General features: G+C 67.1%; 14 protein-coding genes, 1 pseudogene and 1 riboswitch. Of the genes and pseudogenes, 12 read left to right on the top strand and 3 right to left on the bottom strand.

Annotated features, from left to right (window positions below):
- Positions 1–75 precede the first annotated feature (75 nt).
- Positions 76–621: an ECF transporter S component gene (locus tag B5G20_RS03860; RefSeq protein ID WP_087355216.1), complete on the bottom strand. Its 546-nt coding sequence runs from the start codon at positions 619–621 to the stop codon at positions 76–78.
- A gap of 6 nt (positions 622–627) precedes the next feature.
- A riboswitch (FMN riboswitch) is annotated at positions 628–785 on the bottom strand.
- 395 nt (positions 786–1180) lie between these two features.
- Here B5G20_RS03860 and nadA point away from each other — a divergent pair.
- The 5 genes from nadA to murB all read left to right on the top strand — a co-directional run bounded on the left by nadA (position 1181) and on the right by murB (position 6640).
- On the top strand, positions 1181–2176 hold the full coding sequence (nadA, locus tag B5G20_RS03855) for a quinolinate synthase NadA (protein ID WP_204207637.1): 996 nt from the start codon (positions 1181–1183) through the stop codon (positions 2174–2176).
- A 2-nt stretch (positions 2177–2178) separates the two neighbouring features.
- A complete protein-coding gene (locus tag B5G20_RS10545) occupies positions 2179–3867 on the top strand; it encodes an FAD-binding protein (RefSeq protein ID WP_087355212.1) in 1689 nt (562 codons plus the stop codon).
- Between the two features lie 245 nt (positions 3868–4112).
- Complete coding sequence (gene nadC, locus B5G20_RS03845) at positions 4113–5012, top strand: carboxylating nicotinate-nucleotide diphosphorylase (protein WP_087355209.1); 900 nt, start codon at positions 4113–4115, stop codon at positions 5010–5012.
- Complete coding sequence (locus B5G20_RS03840; RefSeq protein ID WP_087355207.1) at positions 5009–5557, top strand: transcription repressor NadR; 549 nt, start codon at positions 5009–5011, stop codon at positions 5555–5557. The genes nadC and B5G20_RS03840 overlap by 4 nt, the downstream gene beginning before the upstream one ends.
- Before the next feature lie 120 nt (positions 5558–5677).
- Positions 5678–6640 (top strand): UDP-N-acetylmuramate dehydrogenase, encoded by a 963-nt coding sequence (murB, locus tag B5G20_RS03835; protein ID WP_087355205.1) that lies wholly within the window; start codon positions 5678–5680, stop codon positions 6638–6640.
- Positions 6641–7224: 584 nt separating this feature from the next.
- Here the strand turns inward: murB and B5G20_RS03830 are convergent.
- Together B5G20_RS03830 and B5G20_RS03825 are read right to left on the bottom strand one after the other, a co-directional pair.
- Positions 7225–8367 carry an FAD:protein FMN transferase gene (locus B5G20_RS03830; protein ID WP_239286860.1) on the bottom strand — a complete coding sequence of 381 codons (1143 nt, stop codon included), beginning with the start codon at positions 8365–8367 and terminating at the stop codon, positions 7225–7227.
- Complete coding sequence (locus B5G20_RS03825; RefSeq protein ID WP_087355201.1) at positions 8360–8890, bottom strand: Gx transporter family protein; 531 nt, start codon at positions 8888–8890, stop codon at positions 8360–8362. Before B5G20_RS03825 ends, B5G20_RS03830 begins: the two co-directional genes overlap by 8 nt.
- 247 nt (positions 8891–9137) lie before the next feature.
- Between B5G20_RS03825 and hisG the strand changes: the two genes are divergently transcribed.
- The 7 genes and pseudogenes from hisG (at position 9138) to feoB (ending at position 16598) form a co-directional block, all read left to right on the top strand.
- On the top strand, positions 9138–10916 hold the full coding sequence (hisG, locus tag B5G20_RS03820) for an ATP phosphoribosyltransferase (RefSeq protein ID WP_087355199.1): 1779 nt from the start codon (positions 9138–9140) through the stop codon (positions 10914–10916).
- Positions 10917–11071: 155 nt separating this feature from the next.
- A complete protein-coding gene (locus B5G20_RS03815; protein ID WP_158094385.1) occupies positions 11072–11329 on the top strand; it encodes an HPr family phosphocarrier protein in 258 nt (85 codons plus the stop codon).
- Between the two features lie 197 nt (positions 11330–11526).
- On the top strand, positions 11527–12201 hold the full coding sequence (locus tag B5G20_RS03810) for a YitT family protein (protein ID WP_087355193.1): 675 nt from the start codon (positions 11527–11529) through the stop codon (positions 12199–12201).
- Positions 12202–12388: 187 nt separating this feature from the next.
- Positions 12389–13317 (top strand): annotated as a pseudogene (locus B5G20_RS03805) (type I phosphomannose isomerase catalytic subunit).
- A 398-nt stretch (positions 13318–13715) separates the two neighbouring features.
- A complete protein-coding gene (locus tag B5G20_RS03800; RefSeq protein WP_087355192.1) occupies positions 13716–13937 on the top strand; it encodes a FeoA family protein in 222 nt (73 codons plus the stop codon).
- A 75-nt stretch (positions 13938–14012) separates the two neighbouring features.
- Positions 14013–14234: a FeoA family protein gene (locus B5G20_RS03795; protein WP_087355190.1), complete on the top strand. Its 222-nt coding sequence runs from the start codon at positions 14013–14015 to the stop codon at positions 14232–14234.
- Between the two features lie 123 nt (positions 14235–14357).
- The gene (feoB, locus tag B5G20_RS03790) at positions 14358–16598 is read left to right on the top strand and encodes a ferrous iron transport protein B (RefSeq protein WP_087355187.1); all 2241 of its coding nucleotides are present in this window, start codon (positions 14358–14360) and stop codon (positions 16596–16598) included.
- Positions 16599–16740: the final 142 nt, after the last annotated feature.

Raw genomic sequence — 16740 nt, 5'->3', positions numbered from 1 at the left:
AAACCTGCTCGTTATCTACCTGCTCCGTCATCAATCTCCGAACTATCTGCCGCATCCGCCGCTTGGTCGCGTTTGCTACTTGCGGCCGCTCGCCATGGGCGTGCCCAGCGCGGCGAGCGCCGGCGCCTCGAGCACCTGGCCCGCGACCACGTTGATGACCATCTTAAGCGTGTTGAACGGCACGAGGATCGGCAGGATCATCGCCATCACGTCCTCCATCGACACGGCGGTATAGAGCGGCGTGACCACAAGGTTGAGTGCGCACGTGACCGCGATGGAGAGCACGGCGCCCGCAACCATGCCCGCAAGGCTCGCCGTGCGGGTGCGGCTGCGGGCAAAGATGAGCGCTGCGGGAATCACGAGCGCGCAGGTAGAGGCCATGCCCATCGGCGCGCCAAACGGGTCGAGAAAGACGCGCGGCAGCCACGAGATGATGGCCACCGCGGCACCCATCTTGGGCCCAAAGGCGAGCGCCGCGATCAGGCACACGATGCCCGACGGGTCGTACATGAGCCACGGCGCCGCGGGAAAGATGGGAATCTGGATAAAGCTCAGCACGAGCGACGCGGCCGTAAAGAGCGCCGCCAAGGCGATATTCCTGGTATTGATAGAACTGTTCATAGGAAGCCTCCGTTTCTTCCATCCGGACTGTACCGTCGGCCCCGGACTCTCACCGGGTCAGCCGCCAAAGCGGGTCGCGGGCTTCTGACGTGCGCTTGTGTGCGGGGTTCCGCTGCGCGCCAGTTACCGCCGGTAGGGAATTTCACCCAACCCTGAAACTGTGCAGCGTCACTATAGCGCTTTGACCTGCGGCGCACAACGGGGTGTTATGCATAGGCGGGCGGTCTGGCCTGTGCGGGGGGGGTGCTCGGTGGCCTTTCTGGTGCGATGGCCTTCCCGGTTTGTGGCCAGACGGCCCGGGTTGTGCCGGGGTGCGCGCCGGGCAGCGCCCCGGGTGCCTGCCGCACTGCTTGGTTTGCGTGGAGACGCGCCTGGTGCCCTTCGATCGACGTCTCGTGCCCACCGCTCGCATCTCCTTGGCTCCTTGGCCGAGCTCCTTATGCGCGTCTCGAGCTGTCTTGTCAGGTGTCTTGTCAGCTTGTGGCAACCGTGCCATACTTGCCCGCAATGCATCGGCGCGATGTCGGCACGATGCGCATATCGTCGTATAGGGGGTTATATGAGTCAGCAAATGGAGCAGGTGGCGGTATGTGCTGCGCCTGCGTCTAGAGCGACCGAGGCGGCGGAAAGCGGTGCCACCGAGCTTGCCGCCCGCGTGCGCCGCCTCGCCGTGGAGCGCGACGCCGTTATCCTTGCGCACTACTACGCCCCGGCCGAGGTTCAGGCCGTGGCCGATTATGTGGGCGATTCGTTTTACCTCGCCAAGCTCGCCGTCGAGCTGCCGCAGCAGACCATCGTGCTGGCGGGCGTGGCCTTTATGGGCGAGAGCGTCAAACTGCTCAACCCAGCCAAGACGGTTCTTCTGCCCGAGCCCGCGGCCGACTGTCCCATGGCCCACATGGTGCGGGCGGAGACCATCGCCGCGGCGCGCGAGCGATGGGGGAGCGACCTCGCCGTGGTGTGCTACGTCAACTCGACCATTGCCGCCAAGGCGGCGAGCGACGTGTGCGTGACTTCGTCCAACGCGGTCAAGATCGTGCGCGAGCTGCCCGAGGGGCATGTGCTGTTTATCCCCGACCGCAACCTCGGCCGCTACGTGGCCGAGCAGGTGCCCGAGAAGGACGTTCTCCTAAACGACGGCTGCTGCCCGCGGCACGATGCGGTCTCGGTTGTCGAGGTGCAGACGCTGCGGGCGGCGCACCCGGAGGCGGAGGTGCTCGCGCACCCGGAGTGCACACCCGAGGTGCTCGCCGAGGCCGACTACATCGGTTCTACCTCGGGAATCATCGCGCGCGCCGAGGCGAGCGAGGCGCAGGAGTTCATCGTCCTCACGGTGCGCGGCGTGAGCTATGAGCTCCACCGCCGTTGCCCCGGCAAGCGGTTCTTCTTCCCGCCAACGCCGCTCACCTGCGCCGATATGGATTCGATCACGCTCGGGAAGGTCGCCCGTTGCCTCGAGACGGGCGAGGGCGCGGTTGAGCTCGACGCCTCGGCTCCCGCGTCGCTGGCCGCCAAGCGCGCGCTCGACCGCATGCTCGAGTTGGCGGGGCGATAGCGATGGCAGGGGAAGTGCGCCTCGGCGCGGCCGACAGGGCGTGGCCGGCTGCCCCGACGCAGGCTGAAGAGGCCGAGTTCGGCACGGCCGTCGCAGCGCCCCCGCCGGCCGGGACCTCCTGCGACGTGCTCATCGCGGGATGCGGCGTGGCCGGTCTCTACGCCGCGCTCAACCTCCCGGCGAGCTGCCGGATCATCATGCTCTCCAAGGGGCGCGTGGACGAGTGCGATTCCATGCTCGCCCAGGGCGGCATCTGCGTATTGCCCGAGGCTGCCGATTACCAGGCGTTCTTTGATGACACACTGCGTGCCGGCCACGGCGAGAACCGCCGCGAGAGCGTCGACATCATGATCCGCTCGAGCCGCTCGGTCATCAACGACCTCGTGGCGCTCGGCGTCAACTTTGAGCGCGAGCCCGACGGCAGCCTCGCCTTTACGCGCGAGGGCGCGCACTCCCGTCCGCGCATCTGCTACCAGGCCGATATCACCGGCCGCGAGATCACGACCAAGCTCCTCGCACAGGTGCGGCGCCTGCCCAACGTTGAGATTTGGGAGCATGCGGCGCTCATCGACCTTCTAGATGAGGCCGACCCGGCAACGGGTGGCCGCCGGTGCGCGGGCGGCCTGGTGCGGCGGGTGAGCGAGGCGGAGTCGACGGCAACGGTGGAGGAGCTGCGCGCGGGCAGTGGGTGCGCCTTAGGGGAAACTGTGCCCGCGGCGGCTCCGGCTGCGGCGGCAAGCTCCGCCTCCGCTGCAGCCCCGGACTCGTCTCCGTCTCCGGCGCCCACAGCCCCGGTACCCGGCCCGGACCCCGCAGAAGCTTCGGCCTCAACGCCCGGTCCGGCCCTAGCAGCCGACGCCCCAGACTCCGCGCACCCCGTTGCCGTCCGCGCCGGGGCGACCATCCTCGCCTGCGGCGGCATCGGCGGGCTCTACGCGCACTCAACCAACTTCCCGCAGCTCACGGGCGACGCGTGCTTTCTCGCAAACGAGCATGGCCTTGAGCTCGAGAACCCCGACTACGTTCAGATTCACCCTACGGGCCTCTACTCCACCAAGCCGGGGCGCACGTTCCTCATCTCGGAGAGCTGCCGGGGCGAGGGTGCCGTGTTGCTCGACCGCGCCGGCGAGCGGTTCTGCGATGAGCTGCAGCCGCGCGACGTGGTGACCGAGGCCATCCGCACCCAGATGCGCGCTGATGGCACCGACCATGAGTGGTTGTCGTTTGTTCCGGTGCCGCGCGAGGTGGTGCGCACGCACTTTGCCAACATCCGCGCACACTGCCGCGACGAGGAGGGCATCGACATCTTGGAGGAGCCCATCCCCGTGGTGCCCACGCAACATTACTTTATGGGCGGCATCCACGTCGACCGCGACTCGGCAACCGCGCTACCCGGGCTCTTTGCGGCAGGCGAGACGAGCTGCAACGGCGTGCACGGGGCCAACCGCCTTGCGAGCAACAGCCTGCTGGAGTCGCTCGTCTTTGCCCGGCGCGCGGCGGTGCGCATTGCCACGGGGGCGTCGCTGGCGGTTGAGGAGGCGGGTGAACCCGCGCTCGATGGACGGCATCGCTCGTGCGGAGTGGATGGTGCCGCGATCGACCTTCTGTGCGGGGAGGCCGGCACGGTGCGCAAAGGCGGGTGCGTAACGGGCGAGCCCGAGCTCGGCGCGGTCGGCTATGCTGGTGCATGAGGACGGTTTTGCGGCGCGAGCTTGCGGTACGCGTCTGCAGCTCGAACCCGCATGCGGTGCCTGCGCTGACGACCGACGCCCGCACCCAGCGTCCGTGCCCCGCAATCCGCACCTGCTCAGCGACGGCTCCCTGCCCACCTGAGGCCCTGGCTTTGCCGCTTTCTGCACCCGACCTCACCCGCAGCTGCCGGTCCCACCCGCCTGTCGACCGGCTCGCTGCGAAGCTCACACGAAAGGATTGCACTATGGACCCTGTATATATGCGTCTCCACGGCGACGATATCATCCACCGCGCACTCGAGGAGGACATCACCTACGTGGACGTGAGCACCGCTGCCGTCTGCCCCGGCCCGCGCGCTGCCACCGTGGAGCTCATCGCCAAGGCACCGGGCATCATTGCGGGGCTCGACGTTTTTGAGCGCGCCTTTACCCTGCTCGACCCGTCCACCCGCGTGGAGGCCCGCGTGGCCGATGGAGACGAGGTCGAGTCGGGTGAGCTCTTGGCCCAGGTGCGCGGTGACGCGCGCGTGCTGCTTTCGGGCGAGCGCGTGGCCCTCAACTTTCTGCAGCGCATGAGCGGTATCGCCACCTATACGCGCGGTATGGTGCGTGCGCTCGAGGGAACGCGCACCTGTCTGGTGGACACGCGCAAGACCATGCCGGGGCTCCGCGCGTTTGAGAAGGCGGCCGTGGCCATCGGCGGCGGGCGCAATCACCGCTACAACCTCTCGACGGCCGTGATGCTCAAAGACAACCACATCGACGCCGCGGGCGGTGTGGCGGCGGCTATCGAGGCAGCGCGGGCCCGCGCGCCCTTTACCTGCACCGTTGAGGTGGAGTGCGAGAACCTCGCCATGGTGCGCGAGGCGGTTGCGGCGGGGGCGGACATCATCATGTTCGACAACATGTCCCACGACCAGATGGCCGAGGCCATCGCGCTCATCGACGGACGGGCGCGCACCGAGTGCTCGGGCAACGTCGACGCGGCCAACATTCGCGCCCTCGCCGACCTCGGGGTCGACTACATCTCCTCGGGGGCGCTCACCCACTCCGCGCCGATTCTCGACATCTCGCTCAAGCACCTGCGCCTGCTGGACGCACCGACCGGGGTAGAGTCCGCTCAGCAGCCGGAGGACGGGCGGTGAGCGCCGGGTCGGGCGGCGCGCGCCGCAAGCGCATCGTCGAGGTGCTGCGCGCTGCCGAGCGGCCGCTCTCGGGCAGTGCGCTCGCCCGCGAGCTCGGCGTGAGCCGTCAGGTAGTGGTGCAGGACATCGCCCTTCTCCGTGCCGACGGCAGCGATATCGTGGCCACGAGCCGCGGCTACGTCTTGCGCGAGGGCGATTCCTCCTCTGTGCCCACGAGGCTCGTCAAGGTGCACCATACCCTCGACGAGCTGGGCGACGAGCTCACCTGCATCGTCGACCTCGGTGGCACCGTGCTCAACGTCATGGTCAACCACCGCGTGTACGGCATGATCTCGGCCGACCTCAACATCCGTAACCGCCGGGACGTGGCGCGCTACCTGGACGAGATTCGCTCGGGCAAGAGCTTCCCGCTCATGACGGTGACCTCGGGCTACCACTTCCACCGCATCACGGCTGACACCGAGGCCGCCCTCGACGAGATTGAGGCCGCGCTTGCCGCCCGCGGCTACCTGGCGGAGGTCTTTCCCTACGAGCAGGGGATGTGATGCCGGGTTGCTCGCTGCTCGCGCCTATCGCTCTGACTAGGGTAGAATCGGGCAGGTGCGCGCCGCAGCGGGCGGTCGCGCACGGCGGACAGCGACCCGGCCCGACCAAAAGGGGTGCCCATGCACGACTACGATAGCTTTAACGAGGACGTTATCTGCACGCTTACCATGGCGGCGGGCGAGGACAACGTGGCGATGGTCGAGCCCATGAGCCGGCACACCACGTTTAAGATCGGCGGACCGGCCGACGTGCTCGTGACGCCCGAGACGCCCGAGGCACTCGTCAAGGTGCTCGACACCTGCGCCATCGCCGGCGTTCCCGTGACGGTGGTGGGTAACGGCAGCGACCTTTTGGTGGGCGACCGCGGCATCCGCGGTGTGGTGGTGCTGCTGCGCGAGAACCTCGCCCGCGTGGCGGTCGAGGGCACCCGTGTTACGGCCGAGGCTGGCGCGCTTCTGCGCGACGTGGCGCTTACCGCGGCGGACGCGGGTCTCACGGGGATGGAGCCCCTCTGGGGCATCCCCGCAACGGTGGGCGGCGCATGTTTTATGAACGCGGGCGCCTACGACGCGTGCACGGCCGATGTTCTGGAATCGGTGACGGTGTATGTGCCGGGCGGCCCGGATGAGGGCGGCGCCCGCCTGCGCGGGCGGGTGCGGACGCTCGGCCGCGACGAGCTGCGTATGGGCTACCGCAAGAGCCGCGTGGCGGACGAGGGGCTCATCGTTATCTCGGCCATCTTTGCGCTTGCCCCCGGCAACGAGGCGCAGATTCGTGCCGACATGGACACCTACCAGCGCCGCCGCGAAGAGAAGCAGCCGCTCGAGCTGCCGAGCGCCGGTTCGACGTTCAAGCGGCCGGAGGGGTACTTTGCCGGCAAGCTCATCATGGACGCGGGCCTGGCGGGCGCAAGCGTGGGCGCGGCCGAGGTCTCGACCAAGCACTGCGGTTTTGTGGTCAACACGGGCGGCGCCACCGCGGCGGACGTCTGCGCGCTCATCGAGAAGGTGCAGGACACGGTGCGCGAGAAGTTTGGCGTGGAGCTGGAGCCCGAGGTACGGCGCATCGGCGAGTTTGTGTAGGGAAGCGCCGTCGTCTGGGACCTTTGTGTCCCCGGGCCGCCGAGACAACGGGGCTGGCGCCGTTGCCGCAGCTCGTTGCCTAAGGCCCCGTTCTGCCTCCCTATATGACGATTTGCGGAAATGGTAGTCGAGCCATCCGCAACTGCCGCACGTTGTTATCTAAAGGCCGTGTTGGAGCCTCTTGGGTAATAACCTGCGGCAACCGTGTGCCCCTCTGTCGCCGTTGCCGCAGCTCGTCGCCGAAGGGCGGTACCGACCTGTCTTGCGAGTGCGCGTGTGTCGGCGAGGTAATCTTGCTTTATGCATATCTAAATCAAAACATCCACTTATGTGCATACAGTTTGAGGTCGGGCGTCTGATGCGCGCCGAAAGGCCATCCGCCTGGTCAAAATCCGGAGAAATCAACGATTCTCAGACCAACGTTGAGCCCGCTGGGGGCACGCGGGCGTATCTCGATGACAAAACTGCAGGACACGTTTTATGCATCGACGGCGCTGGCGAACCAATCGTTGAATTCTCCGGATTTTGAGGAGGCCCCTGCATCTTGCGGCGGCGCGGCGTCGGCGCTCGTAGCGCGGGCTTGTTTATGCTTTGAAGTCCGTCAGCTCTTGCCAGCGGGTGCTCTCGCACGTCGTGCCGTCCTCCAAGATAAAGTACGCCGCGGTGTTGTCGTAGGCGTCCGCGAGCTCGGTGCCGCGGGCGCTGCCGGCTACAAAGAGCGTGGTAGAGAGCGCGTCAGCCTGCGTGGACGAGGGCGATACCACGGTTACGCTCACGGTGTCGGTGGCCACGGGCATGCCGGTTGCAGGATCGAGGATGTGCCAGTACGTAACGCCGTCGAGCTCGAAGGTCCGCTCGTAGAGACCACTCGTTACGAGCGAGACCGCCTCGCCCACGCCGGTACCGGCGCGCAGGTACGCCGTTCCCACCGTGGCGGAGCCGCCCGGGTCGTTGGGGTCGCGCACGCCCACGCTCCAGGGCTCGCCGTCCGGTTTTGTGCCCCAGCAGACCACGTTGCCGCCGAGCGAGATGATGGCTGCCGTCGCCTCGGTTTCGGTACGCAGGGTCTCCACGAGTTTGTCAGCGATGAACCCTTTGGCGATACCACCGAGGTCGAGTGCGGCTTCGGGGTCGGCGAGCGTGATGGTGGGGGCGTCTGGGTCGGTGGTGACTACCGAGACCCCGTGCCAATCGACGTGAGCAAGGGCTGCGGCGATCTTGTCGTCGGTGGGGCGCACGCCCTCGTCAAAGTCCCACAGGCGCGAGACGGCGCCGATGGTGATGTCAAAGCGCCCCTCCGCTTCGGCGCAGAATCCGAGTGCGGCTTCCACGATCTCTGCGGTGGCCGGGTCGACCACCGTGGGCGCCCCGCCCGCTGCGTTGACGCGCGCGATGTCGCTCGCGGGGTCATAGAGGTCAAGGAGCGCGTCGTAGCGGGCGCAGTCCTGCGCGAGCTTGGACGGTGCCGTGTCGTCGCCGTACACGGTAAAGGTGCAGTAGGTGTCAAAGGCAAAGGTTGAGCTCGTGGCGGGCTTGTCGGGGTCGTCGGAAGCGGCGCCGTTGGTCTTGCTGCCGCCACCCGACTGCGCAGTGCTGCATCCGCCAAGCAGCGTGCCCGTGCCGAGCAAACCGAGAGCCGCGCCAACTCCGGCAAGGCTGCCGATAAAACGGCGCCGCGCGATAAGGCCCTCCGTGCGGGATGCTCGCCCGCCGTGCATCCTACCCATGGCGCACCTCACCGGGGACGGCGGCGAGCACGGCACGCACGAGCACGCCGATCGCCGCGCCGCAAATGGTGCCCGCCACGGCGAGCACGGGCGCGTTAACGAGCGCTACCTGCGGCGAAAGCAGTAGCGCCACCATAAGAAGCTGCCCCGCGTTGTGGGCGATGCCCCCGAGGATGGACGTGGCCACCACCGAGAAGATCCCGCTCCGCACGGCCACCGCCATAACGGCCCACGAGAGCACGCCGCCCGCCAAGCTAAAGACGAGCATCTGCGGGTTGGCAAACAGGAGCGTGGTGCAAAGCACCTTGGCGAGCATGAGAAACGCCGCTGGGCGCGCGCCGAGGCGCACGAGGGCAAAGAGCACGATGGCGTTGCCGAGCCCGAGCTTAACGCCCGGCACGGTCACCGGGAGCGGCACCAGCACCTCCACGTAGCCTGCAACGAGCGCGAGCGCGGTGAGCGCCCCGTAGAGCGCTGCGCGCCGGGCGGGCGAGAGCTGGCTGATGTCGGTCTGGTCGGTCATGGGATCCTCGGGTTGAGGGCCTGTTGCGGGCGTTGTCACGGCGTGCTGGCGGCCGCCCGCGCGGTCGCGCACCAGTATACGCGAGTGCGGGCACCTCGGGGCGCCGGTCATACTCCGTCCATCTCCCGGTCGAGCGCTTGCAGAGACACGTTTGTAGCGATTTTCCCATAGAGCACTCCAGTATGATAAAGTACCGCAGAACAACTCACGGGTCCGGACGGCCCGCAACGATACGAGGGGAGCGCACATGCTCGCAACGCCATGGGGGTTCCGCGACATCCTGCCCGAGGAGGCGCTCGCGCGCGAGGGCATTGCCGATACGGTGCGCGGTGTGCTCCGCGCCGAGGGCTATCTGCCCGTCGAGACGCCGCTTGTGGAGGACAAAGCCGCGCTCGAGGCTGGCGGCCGCATCGCCGACACGCCCTTTAAGCTCTTTGACGACGACGGACGCCTGCTCGTTGTCCGCCCCGATAACACCCTCTCGGTCGCTCGGCTCGTCGCGGCCCGCATGCGCGGCACAGAGCTGCCCCTCCGCCTGCGCTACGAGGCGCCGGTCGTGCGCGAGCGCGCGCGGCTCACGGGCGGCTCAAGGCAGTTCACGCAGCTCGGTTACGAGCTCATCGGGCTCGGCGGGGCAGCGGGCGACGCCGAGGTCGTGCGTCTGGCCGCCCGCGCGCTGCGCGAGCTCGGCCTTGGCGATGCGCGCATCGTGTGCGGGAGCGTCCGACCCTTTACCGAGCTTCTGGCTGCTGCGGGCGACCGTTCGCTCGCGGCGGATGCGCTCGCCCTCGTGCACGCCAACAATTTGGTCGACCTCGATGTGCGCGTCGCCGAGGCCGGGCTTTCGCCCGCAATGGCCCGCGCGATCTGCGGCCTGCCGCGGCTTGCGGGCGGCATGGAGGCCCTCGATCAGGCGGACGAGCTGCTCCAGACGGCGGGGGTTGCAACCGAGGGCATCGCTGAGCTGCGCGACCTCGCGCGCGAGCTTGAGCAGGCGGATGCTGAGCTGCCGGCCGGGGCGCTTGCCTTTGACTTCTCGATCATGAACTCCTTCAACTACTACACGGGCCTGGTGCTCAAGGTGTACGCCGGCAACCTTTCCGACCCGGTGGGTTCGGGCGGCCGCTACGACACGATCTTCGATGATTCGCTCGGCGCGACGGCGGGCACCGGCGGTCATGTGCCGGCAGCGGGCTTTGCGTTCTCGCTCGAGCGGCTCGCCGGTGCCTGTCAGGCGCGGCGCGAGGCGGTTGCCGTGGCGGTTGAGGGCGCTGTTGCTCGTACGGCGGAGGCGCCCCTGCGCATCGCGGTGCCCAAGGGCTCGCTCTTTGCGGGGACGATCGAGGTGCTCGCCGCGGCGGGGCTCGACACCACCGAGCTGTGTGAGCCGGGGCGCCGGCTGATCGTACCGGGACGCGATGTGGCGGTGCCGGGTGCCGGTTCGGCCGCAGATGCCGCGACGGCCGGCGATCCCGGCGCATCCGAGGCGACGGTCGCCATCGGCAACGTGGAGTTTGTGATCGTACGCGCAACCGACGCCCCCGCCTTTGTAGCCTGCGGCGGTGCCGACTGCGGCTTCTGCGGGCGCGACTCGCTCATCGAGGCGGAGCTCGACCTGCTCGAGCTTGTCGATATGGGCTACGGCGCCTGCCGCTTTATCGAGGCCGAGCCGGCCGACCGTGCGGGCGAGGCCGAGCGCGCCTACGCCCGGCGCGGGAGTCTCAGGGTGGCGACCAAGTACCCCAAGATTGCAAGCCGGTGGTACGAGAGCCGGGGCATCACAGCCGATATCGTAGCGCTCCACGGCAACATCGAGCTCGGGCCTATCGTGGGCCTCGCCGACCGCATCGTCGACATTACGGCCACGGGCACCACGCTCCGCGAGAACAACCTCGTCATCACGGGTGAGCTGCTGAGCTGCACGGCACGGTTCTTTGTTAACCCGGGCCGCGCGCGGCTCGACCCGCGCGTCCGCGAGCTCGGTGCGCGCTTGGCCCGTGTTGCCGCCGCGCGCACGGTACAATAAGCGCGTTGCCCCTTGCGCCCGGGCGGGCGCCGCGGCTGGGCTCTGGCTGCCTCAAGCCGGCGGACCCGCATTGAGTGCCGGCAAGCGGGTTGTTGCTGGCCGCGTGCCGCGCGATGGGGCGGGGTAGGGCGGTTGAGCTGCGGAGGTGTCGAGTCGTGATCACGTTTTCCCATACCATCACCACGCCGCAGGGGCTGCACGCCCGCCCCGTAGTGGTTATCTGCCGCGCGGTGCTCGACCACCTGAGCAGCGTTTCCGTGCAGCTCGGCGAGCGCGGTGCCTCGGGGAGCGACATGGTCGGCCTTATGGGTCTCGACGGACGCGGCGGCGACACGCTTACCTTTACGATCGACGGCCCCGATGAGCACGAGGTTGCCACAGAGATCCGCGCTATCTGCACACAGATGCTCTAGATCGGTATGTGGGTCAGTTGGGGACGTGTTCCATCTGACCCATTGCCGCAAAATGGGGCAGATGGAACACGTTCCCGACTGACCCATTCTTGTTTATGCACCCCCTGTGGAGGTTGACATCCCTGTGCGACTCAAGTAGTCTGAAATCGGACTAAATATGTCGCACCAAGAACGTGCACCCAAGGAGGATTGATAGCATGCAGCCAGTGCGTCCCGCCCTGCTGCTGACCAAGCTTGCCGGCGCTGCACGGAGCATCGCGACGGCCCGAAACGCCCGTCGCCTGGCGCTCATCGCGCTCGGAGCGGGCATCCTTACCTTCGGCATTCACAACATCCACCAGGTCACGGGCATCACCGAGGGCGGCATCATCGGCGGCATGCTCCTCATCAACCACTGGTTCGGCATCCCGTCATCCGCGGCAACCTTTGTGCTCGACGCCCTCTGCTATCTGCTGGCGCTGCGCTTCCTCGGGTGGCGCTTCCTGGTGTGGTCGGCGGTTTCCACGGCCTGCACCTCGGCGTTCTACGCCCTGTGGGATACCCTGCCGCATCTTCTGCCCGACCTCTCGGCGCATCCGCTCGTGGCGGCCCTTGCCGGCGGCTGCTTTGTGGGCGTGGGCTGCGGGCTCATCGTGCGCCAGGGCGGTTCGTCCGGCGGCGACGACGCGCTCGCCCTCGTGCTCTCGCGCGTGACGGGCCTCCGGCTCGGACGCTGCTACCTCGCCACGGACCTCACCGTGCTCGCGCTCTCGCTGAGCTACATCCCCGTCATCAAGATCGCGTGCTCGCTCGTGACCGTAACGCTTTCATCCGCGCTCATCGACGTGGTGGTCAGTGCGGGGCGCGGCCGGTCCCAGGGGACCGCTGCATAACGGTTTTCGCGCCCCCCTCGCCCGCGCCCGTTTGGTGAAGCCAACCGCTCGTCGCGGCCCGTGCCTCCGAGCAGGAGGGGTTATCCGCCCGTTTTGCCCGCGCGCAATGGGGTATCCTAGGAAACCATCGGACATAAGCATCTCGCGCGCCGCCCACCGCCCGCACCGCAGACGAGAAAGGCCTGCCATGGAGTCCCTCATCGCACTCGAGCCCGTGTTCAAGACCATGATCTGAGGCGGGCGCAAGCTCGAGACGGAGTTTGGGTACCACATCCCCGCAGGCAGGGTGGGGGAGTGCTGGCCCATCTCGGCGCATCCCCACGGCGACTGTGTCATCGCGAGCAGGGCGTACGCGGGCAAGACCCTCTCGTGGCTCTGGGACGAGCACCGTGAGCTCTTCGGCGGTATCGAGGGGGACCGTTTTCCGCTGCTCGTCAAGATTATCGACGCGGCTGATGACCTCTCTATCCAGGTGCACCCCGACGACGCCTACGCCGCCGCGCACGAGGGGGATCGCTGGGAAAGCAGGAGTGCTGGTACGTGCTCTCGGCTGAGCCCGGCGGCACCATCGCGATCGGTCAGCGCGCTCGCACGCGCGAGGAGTTCGCGCAGATGGTCGAAGAGGGGCGCTGGGGCGAGCTGCTCAATGAGATTCCGGTACATGCGGGCGACTTCTTTCAGATCGACGCGGGCACGGTGCATGCCATCAAAGGCGGTACGGTGATTTTGGAGACGCAGCAGTCGAGTGACATCACCTATCGCGTCTACGACTACGACCGCACCCAGGCCGACGACAGCCTTCGCGAGCTCCACCTCGCCCAAGCGCTCGACGTCATCGATTACGACCGGCCGCTGCCCTCCTCTGGCGAGGTTGCCGCGGCGGACGGGCCTATCTGCACGCTGGAGGCAAACGATCGCTACACGGTCGAGCGCGTGGACGTGTCGGGTACGCTCACCGTGCCCCTCGGCCATCCCTTCACCTGTGTGAGCGTCATTGCGGGCGAGGGGACCCTCTGCGGCGAGCCGGTGCGTTGCGGGTCCAACCTCCTTGCCTTGGCCGACCTTCCCGCGCTCGAGCTTGCGGGCGAGATGCAGTTCGTCATTTCCTACCTGTAGCGTCGATCGCCGAGGGCGCGCTTGGCTGCGCTTGCGCTGTCAAGCCCGCCCCAACCGCGCAGACGCGCCTTTCCAAACGTGCCCGTCCGCCACGGGCGGCGCTTGCGCTGCCGGACGCGACCGTCCGCCTTGGTCGGCGGGCTCCGTCAGCCGCGCTAAAGTGCGCCGACGGTTACTTTTTGTTTCCCTCGGCTAATTTGTGCTTCACACCGCAGCTTCGTCGTGGTAGTTTACTTAGGTGAACAAGCTCCCGGGTGCGGTTCCTGCATGCGCATCCGGCTTGCTCCGTGACGTGTCCGCTTCGATGCGCGAAGAAGGTGATCCATGTGCTGGCAGGTTTACGGCAGGACCGGGCCACGCCCGCCCCGTATGCGGGCCGAAGCACGGCGGGTGCGCAGATGCCCGCGATGCCGCTTTCGCTGGTCCGCGCAGGCGACACGGTCACCGTGCGTCGCGTGCGCGGTAACGAGGACATGAAGCACCATCTCGAGAACCTCGGCTTTGTCGAGGGCTCGGAGGTGCACGTGGTCTCCTCGAGCGGCAGCAACATCATCGTGACCGTCAAAGGGGCGCGTTTTGGCCTCGATGCCAAGGTCGCGCAGCACGTCATGACCGTTTAGCGCGGACCGCGCTCGGCCGAGATGGCCGAGCGAGGAGCCGCGTGCCCGTTTCGTATGGAAGAGAGGGGGATACCAATGAAGACGCTGGGAGATGTGGCGATCGGCCAGTCCGGGACGATCGTCAAGCTGCACGGCGACGGCGTGCTCCGCCGTCACCTCATGGACTTGGGTCTTATCAAGGGGACGCAGTTCAAGGTGGTCAAGGTGGCGCCGCTCGGCGACCCGATCGAGATCACCGTCCGCGGCTACGAGCTCTCCATCCGCAAGGAGGAGGCCGCGATCGTGGAGGTGCTCTAGGAACGGGAGCTTTTTTATTTGCCACAAGAGTTAGGCACAGCTAACAATTGTCACCGAGCAGGAAGCATTTGTTAGACAGTGCAAACTCGTCTGAGAACGACAACGCCAAGGAAGAAGGAACACATGGCAGCCTCACAGCTTCATGTCGCGTTGGCGGGTAACCCCAACTGCGGAAAAACGACCCTCTTCAACCTGATCACCGGCCAAAACGGTTATGTGGGCAACTGGCCGGGCGTGACGGTTGAGAAGAAGGAGGCCCGGCTCTCGAGCGACAAGAGCGTCATCGTGACGGACCTCCCGGGCATCTACTCGCTCAGTCCCTACAGCCCCGAGGAGCGCGTCAGCCGCGATTACCTCATGGGCGGCGAGCCCGATGTGGTGGTTCAGCTTATTGACGCGACCAACCTCGAGCGCAACCTCTACCTGGCGCTCCAGGTGATCGAGACCGGGCTCCCCGTGGTCGTGGCGCTCAACATGGCCGACCTGGTGGAGAAGAGCGGCGACAAGATCGATGCCGACGTGCTCTCGCGTCGCCTCGGGTGCCCGGTGGTGATGGTCTCCGCCCTCAAGAACACCGGTATCGACCGGCTTTTCGCCGAGGTGCGCCGCGTCGCCGGCAGCAAGGGGAAGGCGGCGGACCATTGCTTCGACTCGGCCATCGAAGACGTGCTGCAGAAGATTGAGGCGCTCCTGCCCGGGTCCGTGCCGGCCGAGAAGCGTCGCTACTGGGCCGTCAAGCTCTTTGAGCGTGACGCAGACGCGCAGGCGTCCGTCAACCTTACGCGCGACGCTGCCGCGAGCGTGGAGCAACTCATCGCCGATTGCGAGCGAGACTGCGACGACGACGCCGAATCCATCATCGCCGGCGAGCGCTACGCCGTGATCGCGCACATCATGGACGAGTGCGTGCGCAAGGCGCCGGCGCGCATGTCCGTGTCCGAGAAGATCGACCGCGTCGTGACCAACCGCGTACTCGGCCTGCCGATCTTCTTGGCGATCATGTTCGCCGTCTACTTCATCGCCACCTCCTCGGGCGCCATCGGCACCGCCGGTACCGATTGGGTGAACGACAACCTCTTCGGCGAGGGCTTCGAGCTCTTCGGGGTCTCGTTCCCCTCCATCCCCGGGGCTATCGAGGGCTGGCTCGCCTCGATCGGGGCGAGTGAGCTGGTGACGAGCCTTGTGCTCGACGGCATCGTTGCCGGTGTCGGCGCGGTGCTCGGCTTCATCCCGCAGATGTTCGTGCTCTTCGTGCTGCTCAGCTTCCTCGAGGACTGCGGCTACATGGCGCGCGTGGCCTTCGTCATGGACCGCGTGTTCCGTCGCTTCGGCCTGTCGGGCAAGTCGTTCATCCCCATGCTCGTCTCCACGGGCTGCGGCGTGCCGGGCGTGCTCGCCACCAAGACCATCGAGAACGAGAAGGACCGTCGCATGACGGTCATGACCACCACCTTCATCCCCTGCGGGGCGAAGCTTCCCATCATCGCGCTGCTCATGGGCGCGCTGGTGGGCGACGCCGAAGCTGCGTGGATCAGTCCGCTGTTCTACTTCCTTGGCGTGATCGCGGTCATCGCATCGGGCATCATGCTCAAGAAGACGCGTCTGTTCGCCGGGCGTCCGACGCCGTTTGTGATGGAGCTGCCGAGCTACCACTTCCCGTCGCTGCGCTCGTGGGCGCTGCATGTGTGGGAGCGCGTGAGCGCGTACATCAAGAAGGCCTTTACGATCATCTTCGCTTCCACCGTGGTGGTCTGGTTCCTCACCAACTTCGGCGTTGCCTCGTGGGACGGCGGTTCGGGCGCCTTCGGGTTCCTGCCCGGCATGGCCGGCGTACCCGAGGAGTTCACCGACTACTCCGTGCTCGCTATGCTCGGCGGCGCGATCGCGTGGATCTTCGCCCCGCTCGGCTTCAGCTCGTGGCAGGCGACGGCCATGTCCATCACGGGCCTTGTGGCCAAGGAGAACGTCGTGGCCACCGCGTCGTCGCTGCTGCACATTGCCGACGGTACCGAGACCGACCCGAACCTCTGGGTCGCGTTTGCCGGGATGTTCCCCACAGCCGGCGCGATTGCCGCCTTCGGTGCCTTCAACCTTCTGTGCGCGCCGTGCTTTGCCGCGATGGGAACGATTCGCGCCCAGATGAACTCGGCCAAGTGGACGGCCATCGCGATCGGCTACGAGTGCGCCTTCGCGTGGGTCGTGGGTCTTATGATCAACCAGTTCTACCTGGCTGCGACGGGTGTGTTCAGCATCTGGACGGTAGTGGCGCTGGTCTTTGCCGCGCTCATCCTCTTCCAGCTCTTCCGGCCCATGCCCAAGTACGCTTGGACCGACGATCGCGAGCCCGCTGCCGCCGCAGCGTAAGGGTTGTCGGTTGCCGCTCCGGAGCGAGCTCTGTCCCGGGGCGGTTTTGCGCGGGCGGCGGCGTGCGGTCGCTCCCGTTTGCGCCCGCACGCGTGGTGCGATGAGGCATGGGGTAGGATATCAGTGCCGTAAAGGAGGTGCC

The sequence above is a fragment of the Collinsella sp. An7 genome (assembly GCF_002159335.1).
Taxonomy (GTDB): Bacteria; Actinomycetota; Coriobacteriia; order Coriobacteriales; family Coriobacteriaceae; genus Coprousia.
This window is presented reverse-complemented; position numbering and strand designations above follow the sequence as displayed.